A 20,147-nucleotide genomic window follows, 5' to 3' on the forward strand; every position below is an offset into this window, starting at 1 on the left:
AGATGCGGGGACGCAGCGAGATAGGTGGAGCGTGCGGTTGGTAGGGCACGTCCAATCAGGCACCGAAGGGTACGTAGGCAAATCCGCGTACTGGCAGGGGTCTGAGAAGGGGAGCCGGAAGGCGAAGCCACCGAAGCAGCTGCCGAGAAAAGCCGCTATCGAGGCCTGAGGTGCCCGTACTACAAACCGACACAGGTAGGCGAGGAGAGAATCCACAGGCGAGCGGGAGAACCCTCATTAAGGAACTCGGCAAAATGACTCCGTAACTTCGGGAGAAGGAGTGCCGAAAGGCCGCAGAGAAGAGGCCCAAGCGACTGTTTACCAAAAACACAGGTCTCTGCTAAGTCGGAAGACGAAGTATAGGGGCTGACGCCTGCCCGGTGCTGGAAGGTTAAGGGGAAGTGTGAGAGCACTGAACCGAAGCCCCAGTGAACGGCGGCCGTAACTATAACGGTCCTAAGGTAGCGAAATTCCTTGTCGGGTAAGTTCCGACCCGCACGAAAGGCGTAACGACTTGGGCGCTGTCTTGATGAGGGGCCCGGTGAAATTGTAGTACTCGTGAAGATGCGAGTTACCCGCGATTGGACAGAAAGACCCCGTGGAGCTTTACTGTAGCCTGTCACTGGATTTTGGTAATTCTTGTACAGGATAGGTGGGAGACAGAGAAGGTAGGGCGCCAGCCTTACTGGAGTCGACGTTGGGATACCACCCTGGGATTACCGGAATTCTAACCTATAGCCGTGAAACCGGCGTAGGGACAATGGCAGGTGGGCAGTTTGACTGGGGCGGTCGCCTCCTAAAGGGTAACGGAGGCGCCCAAAGGTTACCTCAGCGCGGACGGGAATCGCGCGAAAGAGTGCAAAGGCAGAAGGTAGCCTGACTGCGAGAGAGACATCTCGAGCAGGGACGAAAGTCGGGCTTAGTGATCCGGCGGCAGTGAGTGGGAACGCCGTCGCTCAACGGATAAAAGCTACCCCGGGGATAACAGGCTGATCTCCCCCAAGAGTCCACATCGACGGGGAGGTTTGGCACCTCGATGTCGGCTCATCGCATCCTGGGGCTGAAGTAGGTCCCAAGGGTTGGGCTGTTCGCCCATTAAAGCGGTACGCGAGCTGGGTTCAGAACGTCGTGAGACAGTTCGGTCCCTATCCGTCGCGGGCGTAGGAAACTTGAGAGGCACTGCCCCTAGTACGAGAGGACCGGGGTGGACGAACCGATGGTGTACCAGTTGCACCGCCAGGTGCACAGCTGGGTAGCCAAGTTCGGAAGGGATAAACGCTGAAAGCATCTAAGCGTGAAGCCCGCCTCAAGATTAGGTTTCCCATCCGAGAGGGGTAAGACACCTCGAAGACCACGAGGTAGATAGGCCGGGGGTGTAAGAGTGGAAACACTCTTAGCTGACCGGTACTAATCAGTCGAGGACTTGACCGAGAAGGCTTTGTGCAGTTTTGAGGGTCTAGATTTCCGGTGGCGATAGCGGAGGGGAAACACCCGTTCCCATTCCGAACACGGTCCACAAGGGGCCCCCAGACGGTCGCAAGACCGGCTGGGGTGCTAGTTAAGCCCTCCAGCGCCGATGGTACTGCTTTCGCGGGAGAGTAGGTCGCTGCCGGTAAAATTTTATAAAAAGCCCCCTTTATAAACTCCTAAAAAGGAGTTTATTTTTTTATATATATTTCCCATACTCCATTTAGAACTTCATCTATTTCCACTGAACAATTAAGCTTTAAAAAATATTCCTGTATGTTTTTTAAAGAACAGCTATGGTCCACCACGATTTTTAACACATCACCTTTTTCCATTTTTTTATATTTTTCAATGGCCTTCAAAAGAGGTAGTGGACAAATTTCTCCAAAACTTATAAGTTCCCAAATCATGCTTTATCACCTTAACAGAAGAATTTTTTGCCTGAGTTTTTGATAAAATCAATAAAATCAGACTTAATTTTTTTACGAATCTTTTTGTTATATATAAGTGAATAGGTGTAATTAAACTCGATGTTATCTACTTCTATAATAGTGAGGGTTTTAGTATACAACTCTTTTTTTATAGAAATATAAGGCAAAATAGATAAACCATGTCCTGCAGCAACTAAAGATTTTATTGATTCGATAGAAGGTGACTCTATTTCAATTTTTAATTTGTTTATGTCAATGCCGTATTTAAGAAATGTCTCTTCAATTATTTTTCGCAATGCACAGTTTTTATGAATGATAAAAAAGTGGTAATAGAATAATTTATTTTTTGGCAAGTTTTTTAGCTCCCAATTGCCACTAGCGACAAAATGCATTTTAAATTCTCCTAGAGGAATGCAATTTATATTTTCATCAGTATAACAGCCTTCAATAAATCCTATATCAATGCCTCCTTCTTTTATGTGATGGATTACTTCATTGCTAAAATTGTGCTCTACGTGAAGTGTAATATTTTTATTTTTCTTTTTAAATTCGTGAAGAGTGCAGGGCAAAGCATATTGGCCGATGGTAGGGCAGCAAGATATTGTGAGTCTGTTTACACAGTCATTTTCACAACACTGTAGGTCTTGGAGCATATTGTCATATAAATTTAAAATTCGTTCTGCATATTGATAAACTAATTCTCCTGCCGGTGTTGGAATTACACCTCTATTGCTTCTCTTTAAAAGAGTAGTTTTTAAATCCTTTTCAAGAGTTTTTATTTGCTGACTTATAGCAGGCTGAGATAAATACAATTCTTTTGCAGAAGATGAAATGCTTTTATAATAAACTGTTTTGTAGAAAGCTCTCAAATTGTTGATATTCATACGCCTCCTCCTTTTTGACAAAAATTTATCGGATATTGTTAAAGACATGACTTAATACAACGTTTAATTTAATTATACTACAAATTTGATATAAATGAAACTAATATTGTATAAGATTTTTAAATAATAAAACGCCTAAAACTTATAGTATAATACAATTGAAATGTTAAAATAATAACGAAGGGAGGGATTTAAATGGAGACGGTGAAAAAAAGCAAAAAAAAGAAAAAAGTAAATCAGTTTCCTTATGGAGTCGTGCTTTTAGTGGTAATTGTCATTGTAGGCATAATCTTATCAATGCAATCGCCCCAGTTAGCAGTTCGTTGGGCCTTTGGAATCGCCTTTGGTTTCGTTCTTCAAAAGTCCAGATTTTGCTTTACTGCATCTTTTAGAGACCCAATTTTGACAGGTAGTACTTCAATTACCAGAGCTGTGATTGTAGGATTGATGATTGCCACAATAGGATTTGCCGCAATTCAGTACAATGCTTATTTAAGAGGAGAACCGATTCCTGGAAATATCTCACCTGTTGGAATACACATAGCAATAGGAGCTACGATGTTCGGGATAGGGATGGTCATAGCTGGAGGTTGTGCCTCAGGAACTTTGATGAGAGTTGGAGAAGGATATATGATGCAGTGGTTGTTATTAATATTCTTTATCATAGGTTCTTTATGGGGTGCAAGGGACTTTGGATGGTGGACTGAAATGTTTATAGCTAAATCCCCTAAAGTGTTTTTGCCAGATGTATTTGGCTGGGGAGTCGCATTCTTTGGACAACTAATATTGTTAGGTCTACTTTTCATACTTGCAGAATGGTATGAGCATAAAAGATTTAATGCTTAATGCAAAAAATTAATTTTTAAGGAGGAGATTTTTATGGCAGAATACAGACTTGATTGTTTAGGAGAGGCTTGTCCAGTACCACTTTTGAAGACTCAAAAAGAGATGGAGAAATTAAAAGTTGGCGATGTTTTGATTGTAGAGATAGACCACAGTTGTGCTATGAAAAATGTGCCAGAATGGGCAAGAAACATGGGATACAATGTAGAAATTGAAGAAGTTGACGATGGCCAGTGGGAAGTTTATATTGAAAAAAATAAATAAATGGAGGTGAAAGTAAATGAAGTCCCAGGAGCATCCCCTTTCTCCCCTTTTTAAGAAAATAATAAAGGATCCATGGAGTTATTGGATAGGAGCAGCCCTTTTAGCCCTTTTAAATATAGCTTTATTTGCATTTTCTGGGCATCCATGGGGTGTTACTACGACTTTTTCCTACTGGGGTGCTTGGATATTTAAAGCTTTAGGAGGACATCCAGAGACTTGGACTTATTTCCAAAATCCATCTCATGCAAAAGCACTCACTGAAAGTGTTTTCACAAACGCAGGTTCAGTTCAGAATATAGGGATTATTATAGGAGCTTTTTTGGCTACTCTTTTAGCTTCGCAGTTTAAAATTAAAAAGATAAAATCTTATAGACAAGTTATTGCGGCCATACTTGGTGGCCTTTTAATGGGATACGGTGCAAGAATAGCTTTTGGATGTAATGCTGGAGCTTATTTCAGTGGTATTCCTTCAATGTCTCTCTATGGTTGGGTGTGGGCAGTATTTGGACTAATTGGAGCGTGGATTGGAAGCAAACTTTTAGTCAAATATTTTATGTAAATAATTAGGTGGCTTGTAGCCACCTAAATTTTAGGAGGGAGTTTGCATGGAAAAGAAAAGAGAATATTATGATGTAGTAGTTATTGGCGGTGGACCTGCTGGAATGACAGCAGCTATATATTGTGGACGTGCGAGACTTAAAACTCTTTTGATTGAAAAGTCTCTCGTTGGTGGCCTTGCCACATATACCAGTGAAATCGAGAATTATCCGGGATTTCCTGAGGGAATTGGTGGACTTGAGTTGATGAAATTATTTGAGCAACAGACTAAAAGGTTTGGCGTGCAAATAAAGCTTACAGATGTAAAAGGCTTGAGAATAGAAGAAGACTATAAAGTAGTTTCTACTTTCAGGGTTGATTATTATGCTAAGGCTGTTATTATTGCGACAGGAGGCAAACCAAGGCTTACTGGTGCTAAAGGGGAAGAGAACTTTTTATACGATAAAGGAATATCTTTTTGTGCTACCTGTGATGCGGCCTACTACACTGATAAAAAGGTTATGATAATTGGAAGCGGAGATGCAGCTATAGAAGAAGGAATATTCTTGACCAAGTTTGCAAGAGAAGTTCATGTATCTGTTCTTCATGATGAAGGAATAATGGATGCCAATAAAGTAGCGCAAGAGAAGGCCTTGAAAAATGAAAAGATGATATTTCATTGGAATACAATGGTTGAAGCTTTTGAAGGGAATGAAAGGTTGGAAAGGGTTGTCCTTAAAAATTTAAAGACAGGAGAATTAATCCCAGTAGATGTAGATGGTTGTTTCCTGTTTATAGGTTATGTTCCTAATACGGAGATATTTAAAGGTCTAATAGACATGACACCTAAAGGTTATATCATAACAAATGAAAATATGGAAACTAATATTGATGGAGTATACGCAGTAGGAGATGTGAGAGATAAATTCTTGAAGCAAGTTGCTACAGCAGTAGGAGATGGTGCAATAGCGGGTGTTATGGCAGAGAAGTATATTGAGGAAACGGATTACTTTACGAATGAAATTTTGAAGGCTAAAGAGACAGTGTTAGCATATGTCTACAATGCTGTAGAAGCAAAAGACAGAGAATATCTTATGAAGGTTGAGGAATTTCATAAAAAATATGCTGATAAACTGAAAATGTGTAGGATAGATACTTATAAGTCTGACAGACTTGCTAAGAGGCTGTACTGTGAAAAGGTACCCTGTATTGCTGTTTTAAAAGAAGGCAAGGTGGTAAAACACATTTATAACTTAGAGGATTTTGAAAAAGAATTGCTTAGCTGTATATAAGAAAATGCCCTTTTGGGCATTTCAGCTTTGTTAACAAAGAACCAAAAATTATTTAAAGTAGATATTTTGCATCGTTGCTCCGAAGTTCCAAAGCGACAAAGCTAAAGCGCGACTTTCGGATTACGGCGGGGTACCGGGCACATTCGACGTCCTGTCTTAGGTGCCCGCCTCCGCCCTCCTTGGCTTCGGCCCCGCCTCCATCCTCAGTCTTGCTAAGCTTTGTTAGCGCTTTGTCACAAGTCGCAACTTATGTAAAATATCTACTTTGCGAAAGTTTGTCATCAGTCTGAAATGCCCTTTTGGGCATTTCTTTATTATATTGACTTTAATAGCAAAATGGAGGATACTATATTTAAAAACAGTGAAGAATGGAGGGATAAAAATGGGGAGAATCCTATGCGGTGTTGACTTAGGAGGGACAAAGATAAGCACAGGACTCGTGGATGAGAAGGGCAATATCATAAGAAGCACAAAAATACCTACTATGGCTGAAAAAGGGCCAGAAGAAGTGATTAAGCGAATAGAACAAAGTGTTTATGACGTTTTAAAAGAAGCAGGATTAAAATTATCTGATTTAAAAGGAGTTGGGATTGGATCTCCAGGGCCCCTTGATGCCAAAAGGGGGGTAGTTATAAGCCCACCTAATCTTCCGGGTTGGGACAATGTCCCTATTGTGGATATTTTATCTCATAAGCTGGGAGTTAAAGTAAAATTAGAGAATGATGCAAATGCTGCAGCTATTGGAGAACATTTATTTGGCGCAGGAAAAGGTATAGACAATTTTGTTTATATAACTGTAAGTACTGGGATTGGCGGTGGCGTGATAATAGAAGGGAAACTTTATAGCGGAGAAAATTCTAATGCAGCTGAGATTGGGCACCATACTATAAATTTTAATGGACCTCGGTGTAATTGCGGAAATTATGGATGTTTTGAGGCTTTTGCTTCTGGTACAGCTATTGCGAGATTTGCTCAAGAGGGAATTCAAAATGGGAAAGATACAATGATAAGGGATTTAGCTAAGGATGGAGTAGTAAAATCAGAACATGTATTTGAAGCGGCAAAATTGGGAGATGAGTTTGCGAAAGAATTGGTTGACAATGAAGCTTTTTATCTTGGAGTGGGAATTTCAAATATCATGGCTTTTTATAATCCAAAAAAAATTGCCATAGGTGGTGGCGTATCCACTCAATGGGATATGCTTTATGATAAAATGATGGAAACAATAAAGAAAAAAGCATTGAAGCCTAATGCCGAGGTTTGTGAGGTAGTAAGAGCTGAATTAGGAGAAAACGTGGGAGTTTTAGGAGCGGCAGCATTACTCTTATAAGAGGTGAAATATGAATAGGTGTCCTTGGTGTCTTAGTGACGAGCTTTACATAAAATATCATGATGAAGAATGGGGAGTGCCTGTTCATGATGATACAAAGCACTTTGAGTTTTTGGTTTTAGAATCAGCACAAGCAGGTCTTAGTTGGATTACTATTTTAAGAAAAAGAGAAAATTACAGAAAGGCCTATGCTGACTTTGACCCTATGAAAGTGTCACAATATGACGAAAAGGAAAGAGAAGAACTCATAAAAAATAGTGGAATTATAAAAAACAGAAAGAAAATAGAGGCTTCAATACATAATGCAAAGAGGTTTATAGAAATACAAAAGGAATTTGGAAGTTTTGATCAATATATTTGGGGTTTTGTAAATTATAGACCTATAATAAATGCGTGGGAAAAAATTGAAGATATACCTTCTAAAACTGAATTATCAGATAAAATCAGCCAAGACCTTAAAAAGAGAGGATTTATTTTTATAGGTTCTACTATTATATATTCCTATATGCAGGCGGTAGGTATAGTAAATGACCATTTAATAAGTTGCTTTAGATATAAGGAGTTAATTGAGTCTTTTAAATAATACAGGCAGGGCTTGGTGCAATTTGCATTGAGACTTGCTTTTTTTCTTTTAAGAAAAAATATAATGAAATTGAGGAAATACAAAAAAGGGTGAATATATTTCTGCACAAAAGGGAATAATTTCATTAGGATAATTTTGAAAGATGGTGTTGCATATGGAAAGCATAGCAACAAAAAGGAAATGCTTTATATGCGAACAGCAATCAGAAGATGGAATAGAAGTGTTAGGGAAATTTCTTTGTACAAATTGCCAACAAAAATTGATAAACTTATCTCCTTTTGATGAAGGTTATGATTTTTACAGGCAAAAAATGATAGACATATGGGAAGGCTATATGAGGGACATAAAATATGAAAACCGGATATGAATCCGGTTTTCATATTTTTTTATGGTATAATCAAAATAACGAAAAATTACGATTACACGGAGGTATTGTATGACAGCTCCATTATATAAAACACTTATGGATTATGTAAAAAACCAAATTATACCTTTTCACATGCCAGGTCATAAACAAGGAAGGACTTTTCCAGAAGAATATCTTGTTAATTTGGCAAAGATTGATCTAACAGAGGTACCAGGACTTGACAATCTTCACAATCCTGAAGGTCCCATACTTGAGGCACAAAAACTTGCAGCAAAAGCTTTTGGGGCAAGAGAGTCTTTTTTTCTTGTAAATGGGACGACATCCGGCATATATGCAGCGATGTACGCAGTTTTAAATCCTGACGATAAAGTGCTTATAATGAGAAATTCTCACAAATCTGTGTACAATGGCCTTGTACTAACAGGAGCAGTACCTGTCTACATAAACCCGGAAATTGATTATGAAGACGGTATTCCAATGGGAGTTGATATAAACAAACTGGAAGAATATTTAAAAAAAGATGAGTCTATAAAAGCAGTAGTGATAACTTATCCCAATTATTACGGATTCTGCAGCGATATCACAGGAATTTCTGACATTGTTCATAAATACAATAAAATTTTAATTGTAGATGAAGCCCATGGAGCTCACTTTCCTTTTTCTAATAATTTGCCTCTTTCTTCTTTACAGGCAGGATCAGATATTGTGGTACAGAGTGTCCACAAAACCTTGTCTTCTTTTACTCAAAGTTCTATACTTCATTTGAATTCTGATAGAGTAGATACAAATCGACTAAAATATTCTTTAAGCCTTTTTCAATCAACATCTCCTTCCTACCTTCTTATGTCTTCGCTTGACCTTGCAAGAGATTATATGGAAAAAGAAGGTAAAAACAGATTAGAAAAAGCGATTATTATTGCTGATTATGCAAGATATGAGATAAACACCATTGGGGGAGTAAGGTGTTTAGGAAAAGAAATAGTAGGTAGCTTCGGCATTGTTGACTTTGACAAAACCAAACTCACTGTAAGTGTAAAGAACATAGGTATAAAGGGGACTGAAGCGGAAAAGTTTTTGAGGGAGAATTTTAATATACAGGTAGAGATGGCCGATACTTTTAATATACTTGCTATGGTTACATTGGCAGATGATAAAGAAAAGATTGACCTTTTAATAAAGGGGATAAAAGGGCTTGCAAATGTAAAAAAAGATAAAAAAACAGCTGAAGAAGTAGCAGCTTATCCTGATACTCCAGAAATGGTTTTAAAACCTTCTGAAACGGTAAGGCAAAAGACTAAATTAATATCTTTAGAAGAAGCGGAAGGTTGTGTTTCTGCAGACTTTATTATCCCTTATCCTCCAGGTGTTCCGCTTATTTGTCCAGGAGAGCGCATAAAAAAAGATATGGTAAAATATATAAATGTATTATATAATAAAGGTATTAAGATATTAGGTCTTAAAAATAACAACCTATTGGTGTGTGAAATATGAAAGGGAAATTTATAAGCTTTGAAGGAATAGATGGATGCGGTAAGACTACTCAGATAAAATTTCTGGAGGAGTATCTTTTAAAACAGGGTTATAATATTTTGGTATTAAGGGAGCCTGGAGGCACAAAAGTTGGAGAAAAAGTTAGAGATATTTTATTGGATAAAAATAATTTCATTTCTCCAGTCACAGAAATGCTTTTATACGCTTCTTCTAGGGCTCAGCTAGTGGAGGAGAAAATATTGCCGGCCATTGAGGAGGGTAAAATTGTACTCTTAGACCGCTTTGTGGATAGCTCTTATGTGTATCAGGGTTATGCGAGGGGCTTAGGGATAGAAAAGGTTAAGGTAGTTAACGAAATAGCTACAATGGGGATTTTGCCTGATGTAACAATTTATATAGACATTACTCCTGAAGAAGCAATGAAAAGACGAGGCAAAAGAGAAGCAGACAGATTAGAGAGAGAAAGTTGGGATTTTCATAAAAAAGTAAGAGAAGGGTATATTAAGCTAGTTAAAGAATTTCCTAAAAGGTTTGTATTTATAGACGGAATGCAAGAGCTTATGAAGGTGCATAAAGACATAATTGATGTAGTAAAAAAATATTTGTAAGGAGGGCATAAGATGAAGTTAGTGTTAGCTATTGTGCAGGACGAGGATGTAAGAAGACTTATGGATGGTTTGACTGAGGGAGGATTTAGTTTTACGAGAATAGCATCTACTGGAGGATTTTTAAGGTCTGGTAATACAACTTTGATAATAGGTGTAGAAGACGAAAAATTAGATGATGTTATCAGCATAATAGAGAAAAAATGTAAAACTCGCGATAGAATAATTACTTCTCCTACGCCTATGGGTGGTGCTACAGACATTTTCCTGCCTCAAGCCGTTGAAGTTACAATTGGTGGAGCTACAGTTTTTGTATTAAATGTAGAAAAATTCTTCAGGATTTAGGGTGCTTGACATGAGAATTGAAGAGGTAAAATCTCCAAAGATTTCATCTGATATAAAAAGTGAGTATAATAGGTCTTATAGAGTTACCAAAAATTTTATTGATACTTTTGATGAAGAATTAGAGCAATTTCATCGAGACAAATTAAATGGGATTTTATCAGAGATAGATAGTGCAGCACAAAAGTTAAAAGAAAGTTTAACTTTGCAGGACTTAATTAATTACAAAAAACTTGTAAAGAAGTTTTTGCAGGAAGCGACAAGTGGTATGTTAAAATACACTAAAAAAGAATATGTCGATGCAAGAGGAAGGAAGAAAATTTATTCTTTGGTGGAAAAAGCAAATGACAAGCTAGAAAAGCTTACAGAAGAGTTTTTAAAAGATTCCAAACACTTGGAACTTTTAAAAATGATAGATGATATAAGAGGATTATTAATAGATATATATTCATAGGTGATAGCGTGTATAGGATTTATGGGCATGAAACAGTATTAAATATTTTTAAAAATGTAATATCTCAAAATAAAATTTCAAATGCTTATTTGTTTGTAGGAGAAGAAGGATTAGGGAAAAGATTTATGGCAGAGTATTTTGCCATGATGATAAATTGTAAAGGGGAAACTGCAAAGCCTTGTTTTAAGTGTAGTTCTTGCTTAAAGGTAATGGATAAAAATCATCCAGACGTATTTTTTATAAAGCCGGAGGAGAATTCTATAAAAGTAGATACTATAAGATATATAACTAATGAAATCAATATAAGACCTTATGAAGCTAACAAAAAGATTTTTATTATAGACCAAGCTGATAAAATGACTGCAGCAGCTCAAAATGCTTTTCTCAAAACTTTAGAAGAACCTCCCTTATATGGCCTTTTTATATTGATTGCATCACAACAACAAGAGCTTTTGCCTACAATTGTCTCTCGCTGTAATATAGTCCGTTTTAATAAGGAAAATAGAAATACGATAAAGAACTATTTAATGTTTGAACACGATATCTCTGAAAAAGAGGCGGAAGTGTTAGCTCATATTGCTGATGGAAATTTTGCTCAAGCCAACAAATTAACTAATAACGAATATTTAAATTTTAGAAGAGAGACAATACAAGAAATAGAAAAAATTCTTACGATTAAAGGATTTGAAGTGATAGAGGAGTTTGAATTTTTTGATAAGAATAAAGACAATATAGAAGAAATTTTAAAGATTCTGCTTTCTTATATGAGAGATTTGTTAGTTTTTAAGGCTACAAAAGATGCCTCTTTTATAAAAAATATAGATTTTTTAAATAGGATACAGGAAATGGAATCCCGATTGACTATTAATAAGCTCAATAATATAATTAATAGAATAGAGCAGTTTAATTCACAGATTAATTCAAATATAAACTATCAATTGGCAGTAGAGAATCTATTTTTAGATATGGCGGGAGGTTTATAATTTTGGTTATTGTTGTAGGTGTGAGATTTAAAAAAGCAGGGAAGATATACTATTTTGACCCAGGGGATTTGCCAATAAAAGTAGGAGATAAAGTTATAGTTGAAACAATAAGAGGGATAGAATTTGGAGAAGTAGTTGTCGGTATAAAAGAGGTGCCAGAAGAAGAAATTGTGGCTCCTTTAAAAAAGGTAATAAGGATTGCGACACCAGAAGATGTAGAACATTATTATGAAAACAAGAAAAAAGAAGCTGAGGCTTTTGAAATATGTCTTCAAAAAATACAGCAGCATGGTTTGGAAATGAATTTAATTGATGTAGAATACACTTTTGATAACACCAAAGTCATATTTTATTTTACTGCAGAAGGAAGAGTAGACTTTAGAGAATTAGTGAAAGATTTAGCGGCTGTTTTTAGGATGAGAATAGAACTGAGGCAAATAGGAGTAAGGGATGAGGCAAAAATCATAGGAGGTTTAGGACCTTGTGGAAGGCCTCTATGTTGTACTACTTTTTTAGGGGAATTTGAGCCTGTTTCTATCAAAATGGCTAAAGAGCAAAATTTATCTTTAAATCCTACCAAAATATCGGGTATTTGCGGGCGATTGATGTGCTGTTTAAAGTATGAACAGGAGATGTATGAGAAAATTAGAGCAGAGCTTCCTAAGGTTGGCAGCATAATAAGAGTTGGAGATAAAGAAATGAAGATTGCAGAAGTAGATGTGATTAGACGAAAACTCAAAGTAAAAATGAAAAATGCAGAAGGAATAGAGATAATAAAAGAATACGATCCTGAAGAAGTGGAGATTATAGAAGAAAGAGAAGAAATTGAAGGAACCTACGAGGAAGAACTATTTGAGGAGGACTTAGAGAAAATAGAGGAATAAATTTCCTCATAATCCTAAAAAGGCTCCAAAAATTCCTGCTATAAAAGAAAAAGTGAGAATTTCTAGATATGTAAGGACTATTATCATTTTTTATTAATAAATCTTCGCTAACATTTCCCTTGGGCTATCCCGTTTTTGTCCATAATTAAAGGGGCATATCTGTTAATTTGTTAGTAACTTTTCAATGTAGATTAAAAAATCCCCTTTTTTATGCTTTAGATTTGTACATAAAAAGGGGACTATGATTTAATTTATTCTCTTAAAAGGGGCATAGTCATACAACGAGGGCCGCCTCTTCCCCTTGAAAGTTCCGACCCTTCTATAGGGATTACCTTTATTCCTTCCTTTTCCATTATTTTATTAGATATTTCATTTCTAGAATAGGTTACAATAACTCCCGGAGCGATAGCTAAGGTGTTTGTACTGTCATTCCATTGTTCTCTCGCAGAAGTTATTGCATTTAATCCGCCAGTTGGTATTATATCTATTGTATAGAGATTTAGCGCACTTTTTAATGCTGTTTGCAAATCTTTTTCTTGATGTATAGAGAAACCTTTTTCTTCTTTTATGATGCTAAATACTCTCAACTCGTTTTTTATTCCTGGATAAAAAACAAATCTGTTTGTGTCAACCATCGTGAAAACTGTATCTAAATGCATATAAGAGCGGTTTATAGGGATTTGCACTACCAATATTCTTTCGACAGAGGAACCTTTTTCAAATAAATTATGGGCTAATTGCTCTATTGCCTGAGGAGTTGTTCTTTCACTACATCCTACTGCAATTACTTTTTCGCTTAATACCAGTACATCTCCGCCCTCTATGGAATGAGGATAGCTATCATCATACCACCAATGAATATTATTTTTTCTAAAAATTTCATGATATTTATAAATGTATTTTAATATTAGAGTCTCTGGCTTTCGCGCTGCTGTTTTCATAGAACTTATCATTAAGCCACCATCTATCATTGCTCCGGGGTCTCTTGTAAAATAAAGGTTTGGTAAGGGCTTTATATAAAAATAGCTGTCTTGGTATATGTATTCTGCTAAACCCATCATAGATTTTTTTATCTTTATTTCATTTAGAGTCAAACCTCCAATTGCTATTTCGGCAACCTCGTTTGAAAATTTTTCTTTAAGGAATTCTTTTAAATAGTTATTGATTTTTGGAGAGGTTACTCCATTTACTTGAAGTAATTCATCAATAAATTTTTCTTTTACATTTTCTTCTTTTAATATTTCTTCTAAGAGATTTTGTAAATACAGCACTTCGACTCTGTTTTGCTGCAATACTTTTACAAAATTGTCGTGTTCTTCCTGGATTCTTCTAACCCAAGGGATATCATCGAAAAGGAGTTCGGATAAATTTTGAGGAGTCAATCTTTCCAATTCTTTCCCTGGCCTGTGCAAAATGGCCATTTTTAATTTATTTATTTCTGAATTTACGCGAGGAGCAGTAACTACTTTTACCAACTTTTCATCCTCCTAATGTTTAAATTCTTTATATAGTATACTGTGCACTACTTCAATTTTCAATACGCTATTTAAAAAAGTTAATAAAAACTTTTGATAATTGTGATAAAATAAATCAAGAATACTATAGAGGTGATAAAATGCTGAGAGATGGGGAAAGATTAGATGAATTAAACTTAAAAGATTTAGTTATAATTCAACACAGGGATAAATTTAAATTTGGGATGGATGCGGTATTGCTTGCTAATTTTGTTACTGCTAAAAAAGGAGATAAAATTGTAGATTTAGGGTGTGGAACTGGCATAATACCTATTTTAATTGCTGCTAAAACTTATGATACATTTATTTATGGTGTTGAGATACAAGAAGATATGGCGGATATGGCTACAAGAAGTGTAGTTATTAATAAAATGGAAGAAAGAATAAAAATAATAAAAGGCGATGTAAGAGGATTAGAAAAGATATTAGGATATGAAAAATTTGATATAGTGACTTCAAATCCTCCCTATATGCCAGTAAAAACAGGATTTGATAAAAAACAAGAGTCAGAAAATATTGCGAGATACGAAATATATGGAGGACTTGAAGACTTTATAAAAGCTGCTTCGAAACTTTTAAAATTTGGAGGAAAATTCTTTATGATTCATAGAACAGAAAGATTAGTTGACATTTTGTATTTTTTAAGAAAATACAATTTAGAACCTAAAAAATTGAGATTTGTGCATCCTTACGTAGATAGTAAACCCAATCTTCTTCTAATAGAATCAAAAAAAGGTTCTCAGCCAGGTTTGAATATATTGGCTCCCCTTTATGTGTATGAAAAAAGTGGGGAGTATACAAAAGAAATTATAGAAATATACTCTAAAGCACAATTAGAGGAGGAATAGAGATGGAGAATTCTGGGGTATTATACTTATGTCCTACTCCTATTGGTAATTTAGAAGATATAACTTTAAGAGTTTTAAAAACTTTAAAAGAAGTTGATATTATAGCTGCGGAAGATACGAGGCAAACTCTTAAACTTTTAAATCATTTTGACATAAAAAAACCTCTTACCAGTTACCATGAACATAACAAAAGGACAAAAGGGGCAAAACTTATAGAGGAACTAAAAAAAGGGAAGTCAATTGCCTTAGTTACAGATGCAGGTACACCTGCAATCTCAGATCCTGGGGAAGACCTTGTGAAACTTTGCATAGAAGAAGGCATAAAAGTTGTGCCATTGCCTGGTCCAACTGCTGCAATTACTGCTTTAGTTGCTTCAGGATTAGATACTTCTTCCTTTGTCTTTGAAGGTTTTTTGCCGACAAAAAATAAAGAAAGAGAAGAAAGGCTAAACCGTATTTCAAAAGAAGAGAGAACCATTATACTTTATGAGGCACCTCATCGTTTAAAAGAAACTCTGCGGGAATTGAAATCTTATGTAGCTGAAAGAAAGATTGTCATAGCAAGAGAACTTACTAAAATTCATGAAGAATTTATAAGAGGTACAATAGATGAGGTTTTAACGAAACTGGGGGATGAAATAAAAGGTGAAATTGTACTAATTATTGAAGGAGCGCAAAAACAACAAGTTGAAGAAAAACCAGAAATATTAATTCAAAAATACCTTGAGGAAGGAATGGATAAAAAAGAGGCGATTAAAAGAGTTGCTAAAGAATTGGGAATACCAAAGAGTCAAGTGTATAAACTTATTATAGGAAAAAAATAAAGAGTTGGGGATAATTACCATTATCAATTGAATTTGATTTTCAATTATTTTGCGTTAATAATATTTGACTATTTTTTAGGAATCAAATATAATGTATATCAATAGGTTAGATTTCAATTGATAATTTGGAGGATGCCATGGATAAACAAAAAGCAGCGTTATTATCTATGATTTCTAATAGCGCATTAATAATTATAAAACTAGTTGCAGGAGTGTTAATGCATTCAATGGTGGTAATTTCTGCAGCTATAGATTCTTCAATAGATTTAATAGCCAGTTTAATTGCTTTTTTTCTATAAGAGTATCAGTAAAACCAGCAGACGAAGACCATCCTTACGGACACGATAAATATGAGAACATTTCTGGTTTTATAGAGGCTATTTTAATATTCTTTGCTGCTGTACTTATCATATATGAAGCTGTTGGAAGAATAATTGCTGGCACGTATGTAGAGAAATTAGAAATGGGAATTGCAGTCATGTTGTTTGTATCTTTTGTAAAAGGAATTGTTTCATACGTTTTGTTTAAAGTATCTAAAAAAGAAAATTCTATTGCTTTAAAGGCAGATGCAACGAATTTATTGACGGATGTATTTACTTCATTGGGAGTTACTACAGGGCTTGTAATTATAAAAGTCACTAAATTAGACATTTTAGACCCCATTATATCCATTTTTGTTGCGTTGATTATTATAAAAACTTCATTTGATTTGACAAAGGAAGTATTAAAAGATTTGACAGATAGCAGTCTACCTGACGAAGAGGTCAAAGAAATAGAAAACATAATAAAATCCAATCCTGAAGTTACCAGTTTTCATAAACTAAGGACGAGAAAGTCCGGTACTAAGAGAGAAATAGATGTTCACGTGAGAGTAGATAGAAATTATAACATAGTAAAAGCCCATGAATTGTCCCATAAAGTTTCAAAACAAATAACGGATAAATTTCCTGATTCCCATGTGATAATCCATATAGAACCGGAAGGAAAAAAAGAAGAGGATAAATAATAGGAGGACATACCCTCCTATTATTTATCCTGCTATTAGTCTACAGATTTCTTTAACTCTTCAAGGCAATTTTTACATATATTTTTGCCTTTGTAGTTTATTACATTCTCAGCGTTGCCGCAGAAAATGCAAGCAGGCTCATACTTTTTGAGGACTATTTGTTCCCCATCAACATAGATTTCAAGAGCGTCTCTCTCTGCTATGTTAAGTGTCCTCCTGAGCTCGATTGGTATTACTACCCTTCCCAATTCGTCTACTTTTCTTACAATACCTGTGGATTTCAACATTTTTCTCCCCTCCTGAGTTACAAAATTCGACAACTAAACTTCACTTATAATAATACCAAGTTTTGAAAAATAAGTCAACACCTTTTTTGGAATTTTTTAAGGTTAATAACATAAATTTTATTACATAAGAAGAAAAGCATAAACGAAGTTTTTTTGGTAATTTGGGAGGGCTATACCATGATAAATTACATATGGTTTTTTATGATAGCGATAGGAGTTTTAGTAGGAATAATAAATGGCAGAATGGCAGAAGTATCCAAAGCTATAATTGATTCAGCACAGACTGCTGTTGCTATTTCGATAGGGTTAGTTGGTGTAATGTCTTTATGGCTTGGAATAATGAAAATTGCAGATAAGTCAGGTCTTACAGATATTATCGCAAAATTGCTAAAACCTATAATCATAAGGCTTTTTCCTGATGTTCCTAAAGACCATCCAGCTATTTCAGCGATGATAATGAATATATCAGCTAATATGTTGGGATTAGGCAATGCAGCAACACCTTTTGGAATTAAGGCTATGGAATACCTTCAAGAGCTTAACAAAAAAGACAGTGCTTCAAATGCAATGGGCCGTTTTTTAGTGATAAATACAGCTTCAATACAGCTTATACCTGCAGTAATGATTGGAATAAGGGCTTCCTTAGGATCACGAAATCCTGCAGATTTTGTGATTGTCAGTATACTTTCAACTAGTACTGCCATTGTGGTTGGCCTTATTTTGAATAAATATCTTGAAAAAATGCCTATATTTAAGGAGTGAAAATAATGATAAAAATTATATCTGAATGGATTATCCCCATCTTTGTTTTTGTTATTCCTTTTTATGGAATTATAAAAAATGTCAAAGTGTACGAATTGTTTGTCGATGGGGCAAAAGAAGGGATTTCTGTAGTTGTAAAAATATTTCCAGCTCTTGTAGCGATGCTTGTGGCAATAGGCGTATTAAGAGCGTCAGGCGCCCTTGACTTGTTAGGGAAATTTTTAATGCCCTTTACAAATAAAATAGGCATGCCACAGGAACTTGTGCCTCTTGCTTTAATAAGGCCCCTTTCGGGAAGCGGTGCTCTTGGGATAGCAACTGAAATTATGAAAACTCATGGTGTCGATTCTCTAATTGGAAAAATGGCTTCTGCTATGTATGGATCTACTGAGACCACTTTTTATGTTCTTGCTGTTTACTATGGGGCAGTGGGAATAAAAAAGATGAGACATTCTGTTATTTCTGGAATTTTTGCAGATATTGTTGCAATACTTTCGTGTGTATTTTATAGCAGATTATTTTTTTAATACTTGTATACTTTTTCACTTTTGTTATACTATATAGTGTAATGTTGTTTTGCCTTTTAAAAGGAAAGGAATGATTTTTTGTGGCAACAATACCAAAATTAATAAGAAAATTAGGAAAAGAAGCATATAATTTGTATATTGTTGGGGGATACATAAGGGACAGGATTTTAAATAGAGAAGCTAAAGATTATGATTTTGTAGTTCAGGAAGATGCAGAGAAAATCGCCAAATTGGTGGCAGAAAAATTAGGGGGTACTTTTGTGCCTTTTATGGCGGAAAAAGGCACATATAGGGTTGTGGTAGGAGATGAAATATTGGATTTTACTAATTTAAGGGGTGAAGACATATACATAGATTTAGCTCATAGAGACTTTACAATGAATGCTATGGCTATAAAACTGACGGATTATTTTGAATTTGAATATATTATTGATCCTTTTGGTGGCATGACGGACATAAAAAACAGGAAAATAAAGCATGTTGGAATGATGACTTTTAAAGAAGACCCTTTGAGGGCTTTGAGAGCTGTAAGATTTGCTGTAACTTACAAATTTGATATTGATGAGAGTACAAAGGCTAAAATAAGAGAAGAAGCAGAGCTTATAAAACAAGTAGCGCCAGAGAGAATAATGAATGAAATTTTTATAATATTAAAAGAAAAGAATTCTCACAAATATTTAAGAATGATGGAAGATTTAAAACTTATGGAAAATATATTTGAAGAAGTTGCTAAAATGAAAGAAGTAGGAAAGTGCTATTATCACCTTACGAATGCTTGGATACATTCACTAAAAACTGTAGAAGAATACGAAAATATCATAAATTCTATGAGATTTCCCAAAGACGTATATGATATAGTTTCGGAGTATTTAGATAGAAAGCTTTCTTCTGACAACAAAGTAAAGGACATAATAAAACTTGGAGCTCTTTTTCACGATATAGGCAAACCAGAATCCATATACATTGATACTGAAAATAGAGTACATTTTTACAACCACGAGACAAAAGGAGCAGAAATCGTAAAAAAGATAGCATCAAGGATGAAAATGCCCAAAAAAGAGTCTTCTTTGCTAAAGAAGCTTGTTCTTTATCATATGAAGCCTTTGATGTACTATGTAAATGGCGGACCAACGAATAAGTCTCTTTTTAGATTTTTTTCCGAACTTAAGGATGATTCAATAGCGATTTTACTTTTATCTCAGGCTGATTTTACTGCTACAAGGCTTAATTTAGGCAAAGAGGAAGAAATACCTAGGTATACAGATTTTATTACCAGACTTTTAAAAAGGTATGTAGAATTTAAAGAAACAGAAAAACCATTACTTTCACCGCTGGATATAATAATAAATTTTGATGTAAAGGATGGGAAAAAATTAGGACAGATTTTATATGAAATAAGGAAAAATAGATTTTACGGAGAAATTCAAGATAAAAACGATGCGATTGAGTTTGTAAAAGAAAGAATGAAAATAGAGAAAGTATAAAAGAAAAAGTAGTTGACAATACTTTTTATAAAGGGTATATTAAAGAATAAATAGATATTGTAAAAGGCAATGAAGGAAAGAGTAAAAAGCTTGAACTTTTACAGAGAGTCGGGCGAGGTGCGAACCGATAAAGTTTGG

At 35.3% G+C, this 20,147-nt stretch carries 23 protein-coding genes, 2 rRNA genes, 1 pseudogene and 1 other annotated feature (2 of these 27 running past the window's edge); of the genes and pseudogenes, 21 read left to right on the forward strand and 5 right to left on the reverse strand.

The window, feature by feature from the left end:
• Both TETH514_RS00230 and rrf read left to right on the forward strand, forming a co-directional pair.
• Positions 1-1,431: ribosomal RNA gene (locus tag TETH514_RS00230) — 23S ribosomal RNA — on the forward strand (it extends 1,867 nt beyond the left edge of the window).
• A 32-nt stretch (positions 1,432-1,463) separates the two neighbouring features.
• Positions 1,464-1,615: ribosomal RNA gene (gene rrf, locus TETH514_RS00235) — 5S ribosomal RNA — on the forward strand.
• A gap of 43 nt (positions 1,616-1,658) precedes the next feature.
• Here rrf and TETH514_RS00240 read toward each other — a convergent pair.
• The gene (locus tag TETH514_RS00240) at positions 1,659-1,877 is read right to left on the reverse strand and encodes a sulfurtransferase TusA family protein (protein ID WP_003867367.1); all 219 of its coding nucleotides are present in this window, start codon (positions 1,875-1,877) and stop codon (positions 1,659-1,661) included.
• A gap of 11 nt (positions 1,878-1,888) precedes the next feature.
• Positions 1,889-2,782 carry a LysR family transcriptional regulator gene (locus TETH514_RS00245; RefSeq protein ID WP_009052004.1) on the reverse strand — a complete coding sequence of 298 codons (894 nt, stop codon included), beginning with the start codon at positions 2,780-2,782 and terminating at the stop codon, positions 1,889-1,891.
• A gap of 195 nt (positions 2,783-2,977) precedes the next feature.
• Here TETH514_RS00245 and TETH514_RS00250 point away from each other — a divergent pair, with 195 nt between their 5' ends.
• From TETH514_RS00250 to TETH514_RS00275, 6 genes are all read left to right on the forward strand, one after another.
• Positions 2,978-3,628, forward strand: coding sequence for a YeeE/YedE thiosulfate transporter family protein (locus tag TETH514_RS00250; protein ID WP_009052003.1), 651 nt, complete (start codon positions 2,978-2,980; stop codon positions 3,626-3,628).
• 33 nt (positions 3,629-3,661) lie between these two features.
• On the forward strand, positions 3,662-3,889 hold the full coding sequence (locus tag TETH514_RS00255) for a sulfurtransferase TusA family protein (RefSeq protein WP_009052002.1): 228 nt from the start codon (positions 3,662-3,664) through the stop codon (positions 3,887-3,889).
• Positions 3,890-3,905: 16 nt separating this feature from the next.
• Complete coding sequence (locus TETH514_RS00260; protein ID WP_003867362.1) at positions 3,906-4,448, forward strand: YeeE/YedE thiosulfate transporter family protein; 543 nt, start codon at positions 3,906-3,908, stop codon at positions 4,446-4,448.
• Positions 4,449-4,494: 46 nt separating this feature from the next.
• Positions 4,495-5,718, forward strand: coding sequence for an NAD(P)/FAD-dependent oxidoreductase (locus tag TETH514_RS00265; RefSeq protein WP_003867361.1), 1,224 nt, complete (start codon positions 4,495-4,497; stop codon positions 5,716-5,718).
• A gap of 382 nt (positions 5,719-6,100) precedes the next feature.
• On the forward strand, positions 6,101-7,048 hold the full coding sequence (locus tag TETH514_RS00270) for an ROK family protein (RefSeq protein ID WP_003867360.1): 948 nt from the start codon (positions 6,101-6,103) through the stop codon (positions 7,046-7,048).
• A gap of 10 nt (positions 7,049-7,058) precedes the next feature.
• A complete protein-coding gene (locus tag TETH514_RS00275) occupies positions 7,059-7,631 on the forward strand; it encodes a DNA-3-methyladenine glycosylase I (protein WP_003867359.1) in 573 nt (190 codons plus the stop codon).
• Positions 7,632-7,679: 48 nt separating this feature from the next.
• Here TETH514_RS00275 and TETH514_RS13100 read toward each other — a convergent pair whose 3' ends face one another.
• Positions 7,680-7,847: a hypothetical protein gene (locus TETH514_RS13100; RefSeq protein ID WP_353784563.1), complete on the reverse strand. Its 168-nt coding sequence runs from the start codon at positions 7,845-7,847 to the stop codon at positions 7,680-7,682.
• Between TETH514_RS13100 and TETH514_RS00280 the strand changes: the two genes are divergently transcribed.
• The 7 genes from TETH514_RS00280 (at position 7,774) to TETH514_RS00310 (ending at position 12,757) form a co-directional block, all read left to right on the forward strand.
• A complete protein-coding gene (locus TETH514_RS00280; RefSeq protein WP_003867358.1) occupies positions 7,774-7,998 on the forward strand; it encodes a sigma factor G inhibitor Gin in 225 nt (74 codons plus the stop codon). The two genes, TETH514_RS13100 and TETH514_RS00280, sit on opposite strands and share 74 nt — an antisense overlap.
• A gap of 69 nt (positions 7,999-8,067) precedes the next feature.
• The gene (locus tag TETH514_RS00285) at positions 8,068-9,489 is read left to right on the forward strand and encodes an aminotransferase class I/II-fold pyridoxal phosphate-dependent enzyme (RefSeq protein WP_003867357.1); all 1,422 of its coding nucleotides are present in this window, start codon (positions 8,068-8,070) and stop codon (positions 9,487-9,489) included.
• Positions 9,486-10,097 (forward strand): dTMP kinase, encoded by a 612-nt coding sequence (gene tmk, locus TETH514_RS00290; protein WP_003867356.1) that lies wholly within the window; start codon positions 9,486-9,488, stop codon positions 10,095-10,097. Before TETH514_RS00285 ends, tmk begins: the two co-directional genes overlap by 4 nt.
• Before the next feature lie 12 nt (positions 10,098-10,109).
• Entirely contained in the window at positions 10,110-10,439 is a 330-nt protein-coding gene (locus TETH514_RS00295; protein WP_003867355.1) for a cyclic-di-AMP receptor, read from the forward strand.
• A 10-nt stretch (positions 10,440-10,449) separates the two neighbouring features.
• Positions 10,450-10,890, forward strand: coding sequence for a YaaR family protein (locus tag TETH514_RS00300; protein ID WP_003867354.1), 441 nt, complete (start codon positions 10,450-10,452; stop codon positions 10,888-10,890).
• 8 nt (positions 10,891-10,898) lie between these two features.
• Positions 10,899-11,873: a DNA polymerase III subunit delta' gene (holB, locus tag TETH514_RS00305; protein WP_003867353.1), complete on the forward strand. Its 975-nt coding sequence runs from the start codon at positions 10,899-10,901 to the stop codon at positions 11,871-11,873.
• Between the two features lie 2 nt (positions 11,874-11,875).
• A complete protein-coding gene (locus tag TETH514_RS00310; RefSeq protein ID WP_003867352.1) occupies positions 11,876-12,757 on the forward strand; it encodes a stage 0 sporulation family protein in 882 nt (293 codons plus the stop codon).
• A 251-nt stretch (positions 12,758-13,008) separates the two neighbouring features.
• Here the strand turns inward: TETH514_RS00310 and arcA are convergent, their stop codons facing one another.
• Positions 13,009-14,232 carry an arginine deiminase gene (gene arcA, locus TETH514_RS00315; RefSeq protein ID WP_009052001.1) on the reverse strand — a complete coding sequence of 408 codons (1,224 nt, stop codon included), beginning with the start codon at positions 14,230-14,232 and terminating at the stop codon, positions 13,009-13,011.
• 140 nt (positions 14,233-14,372) lie between these two features.
• On the opposite strand from arcA, the gene TETH514_RS00320 reads away from it, so the two are divergent.
• The 3 genes and pseudogenes from TETH514_RS00320 to TETH514_RS00330 all read left to right on the forward strand — a co-directional run bounded on the left by TETH514_RS00320 (position 14,373) and on the right by TETH514_RS00330 (position 16,949).
• On the forward strand, positions 14,373-15,119 hold the full coding sequence (locus TETH514_RS00320) for a tRNA1(Val) (adenine(37)-N6)-methyltransferase (RefSeq protein ID WP_003867350.1): 747 nt from the start codon (positions 14,373-14,375) through the stop codon (positions 15,117-15,119).
• A 2-nt stretch (positions 15,120-15,121) separates the two neighbouring features.
• A complete protein-coding gene (gene rsmI, locus TETH514_RS00325; RefSeq protein ID WP_009052000.1) occupies positions 15,122-15,943 on the forward strand; it encodes a 16S rRNA (cytidine(1402)-2'-O)-methyltransferase in 822 nt (273 codons plus the stop codon).
• A 137-nt stretch (positions 15,944-16,080) separates the two neighbouring features.
• Positions 16,081-16,949, forward strand: a pseudogene (locus TETH514_RS00330) (cation diffusion facilitator family transporter).
• Positions 16,950-16,984: 35 nt separating this feature from the next.
• On the opposite strand, the gene TETH514_RS00335 reads toward TETH514_RS00330, so the two are convergent.
• Entirely contained in the window at positions 16,985-17,236 is a 252-nt protein-coding gene (locus TETH514_RS00335; protein WP_003867347.1) for an AbrB/MazE/SpoVT family DNA-binding domain-containing protein, read from the reverse strand.
• A gap of 177 nt (positions 17,237-17,413) precedes the next feature.
• Between TETH514_RS00335 and TETH514_RS00340 the strand changes: the two genes are divergently transcribed.
• From TETH514_RS00340 to TETH514_RS00350, 3 genes are all read left to right on the forward strand, one after another.
• A complete protein-coding gene (locus TETH514_RS00340) occupies positions 17,414-17,998 on the forward strand; it encodes a nucleoside recognition domain-containing protein (protein ID WP_009051999.1) in 585 nt (194 codons plus the stop codon).
• Between the two features lie 5 nt (positions 17,999-18,003).
• Positions 18,004-18,525 carry a spore maturation protein gene (locus TETH514_RS00345; RefSeq protein WP_003867345.1) on the forward strand — a complete coding sequence of 174 codons (522 nt, stop codon included), beginning with the start codon at positions 18,004-18,006 and terminating at the stop codon, positions 18,523-18,525.
• Between the two features lie 80 nt (positions 18,526-18,605).
• Positions 18,606-20,009, forward strand: a complete 1,404-nt coding sequence (locus tag TETH514_RS00350; RefSeq protein ID WP_003867344.1) for a CCA tRNA nucleotidyltransferase — start codon at positions 18,606-18,608, stop codon at positions 20,007-20,009.
• A gap of 60 nt (positions 20,010-20,069) precedes the next feature.
• Positions 20,070-20,147 (forward strand) — a binding site (T-box leader); it runs 154 nt beyond the window's last position.

This window comes from Thermoanaerobacter sp. X514 (assembly GCF_000019065.1).
GTDB lineage: Bacteria > Bacillota > Thermoanaerobacteria > Thermoanaerobacterales > Thermoanaerobacteraceae > Thermoanaerobacter > Thermoanaerobacter pseudethanolicus.

What these genes read in the sequence shown, in the direction of transcription:
- TETH514_RS00345 (WP_003867345.1), top strand. Translation starts at nt 18,004, where the DNA reads ATGATAAAAATTATATCTGAATGGATTATCCCCATCTTTGTTTTTGTT.
- tmk (WP_003867356.1), top strand. Translation starts at nt 9,486, where the DNA reads ATGAAAGGGAAATTTATAAGCTTTGAAGGAATAGATGGATGCGGTAAG.
- TETH514_RS00245 (WP_009052004.1), bottom strand. Translation starts at nt 2,782, where the DNA reads ATGAATATCAACAATTTGAGAGCTTTCTACAAAACAGTTTATTATAAA.
- TETH514_RS00255 (WP_009052002.1), top strand. Translation starts at nt 3,662, where the DNA reads ATGGCAGAATACAGACTTGATTGTTTAGGAGAGGCTTGTCCAGTACCA.
- TETH514_RS00335 (WP_003867347.1), bottom strand. Translation starts at nt 17,236, where the DNA reads ATGTTGAAATCCACAGGTATTGTAAGAAAAGTAGACGAATTGGGAAGG.
- TETH514_RS00240 (WP_003867367.1), bottom strand. Translation starts at nt 1,877, where the DNA reads ATGATTTGGGAACTTATAAGTTTTGGAGAAATTTGTCCACTACCTCTT.
- TETH514_RS00260 (WP_003867362.1), top strand. Translation starts at nt 3,906, where the DNA reads ATGAAGTCCCAGGAGCATCCCCTTTCTCCCCTTTTTAAGAAAATAATA.
- TETH514_RS00300 (WP_003867354.1), top strand. Translation starts at nt 10,450, where the DNA reads ATGAGAATTGAAGAGGTAAAATCTCCAAAGATTTCATCTGATATAAAA.
- rsmI (WP_009052000.1), top strand. Translation starts at nt 15,122, where the DNA reads ATGGAGAATTCTGGGGTATTATACTTATGTCCTACTCCTATTGGTAAT.
- TETH514_RS00320 (WP_003867350.1), top strand. Translation starts at nt 14,373, where the DNA reads ATGCTGAGAGATGGGGAAAGATTAGATGAATTAAACTTAAAAGATTTA.
- TETH514_RS00250 (WP_009052003.1), top strand. Translation starts at nt 2,978, where the DNA reads ATGGAGACGGTGAAAAAAAGCAAAAAAAAGAAAAAAGTAAATCAGTTT.
- TETH514_RS00340 (WP_009051999.1), top strand. Translation starts at nt 17,414, where the DNA reads ATGATAAATTACATATGGTTTTTTATGATAGCGATAGGAGTTTTAGTA.
- TETH514_RS00275 (WP_003867359.1), top strand. Translation starts at nt 7,059, where the DNA reads ATGAATAGGTGTCCTTGGTGTCTTAGTGACGAGCTTTACATAAAATAT.
- TETH514_RS00295 (WP_003867355.1), top strand. Translation starts at nt 10,110, where the DNA reads ATGAAGTTAGTGTTAGCTATTGTGCAGGACGAGGATGTAAGAAGACTT.
- TETH514_RS00285 (WP_003867357.1), top strand. Translation starts at nt 8,068, where the DNA reads ATGACAGCTCCATTATATAAAACACTTATGGATTATGTAAAAAACCAA.
- TETH514_RS00265 (WP_003867361.1), top strand. Translation starts at nt 4,495, where the DNA reads ATGGAAAAGAAAAGAGAATATTATGATGTAGTAGTTATTGGCGGTGGA.
- TETH514_RS00280 (WP_003867358.1), top strand. Translation starts at nt 7,774, where the DNA reads ATGGTGTTGCATATGGAAAGCATAGCAACAAAAAGGAAATGCTTTATA.
- TETH514_RS00270 (WP_003867360.1), top strand. Translation starts at nt 6,101, where the DNA reads ATGGGGAGAATCCTATGCGGTGTTGACTTAGGAGGGACAAAGATAAGC.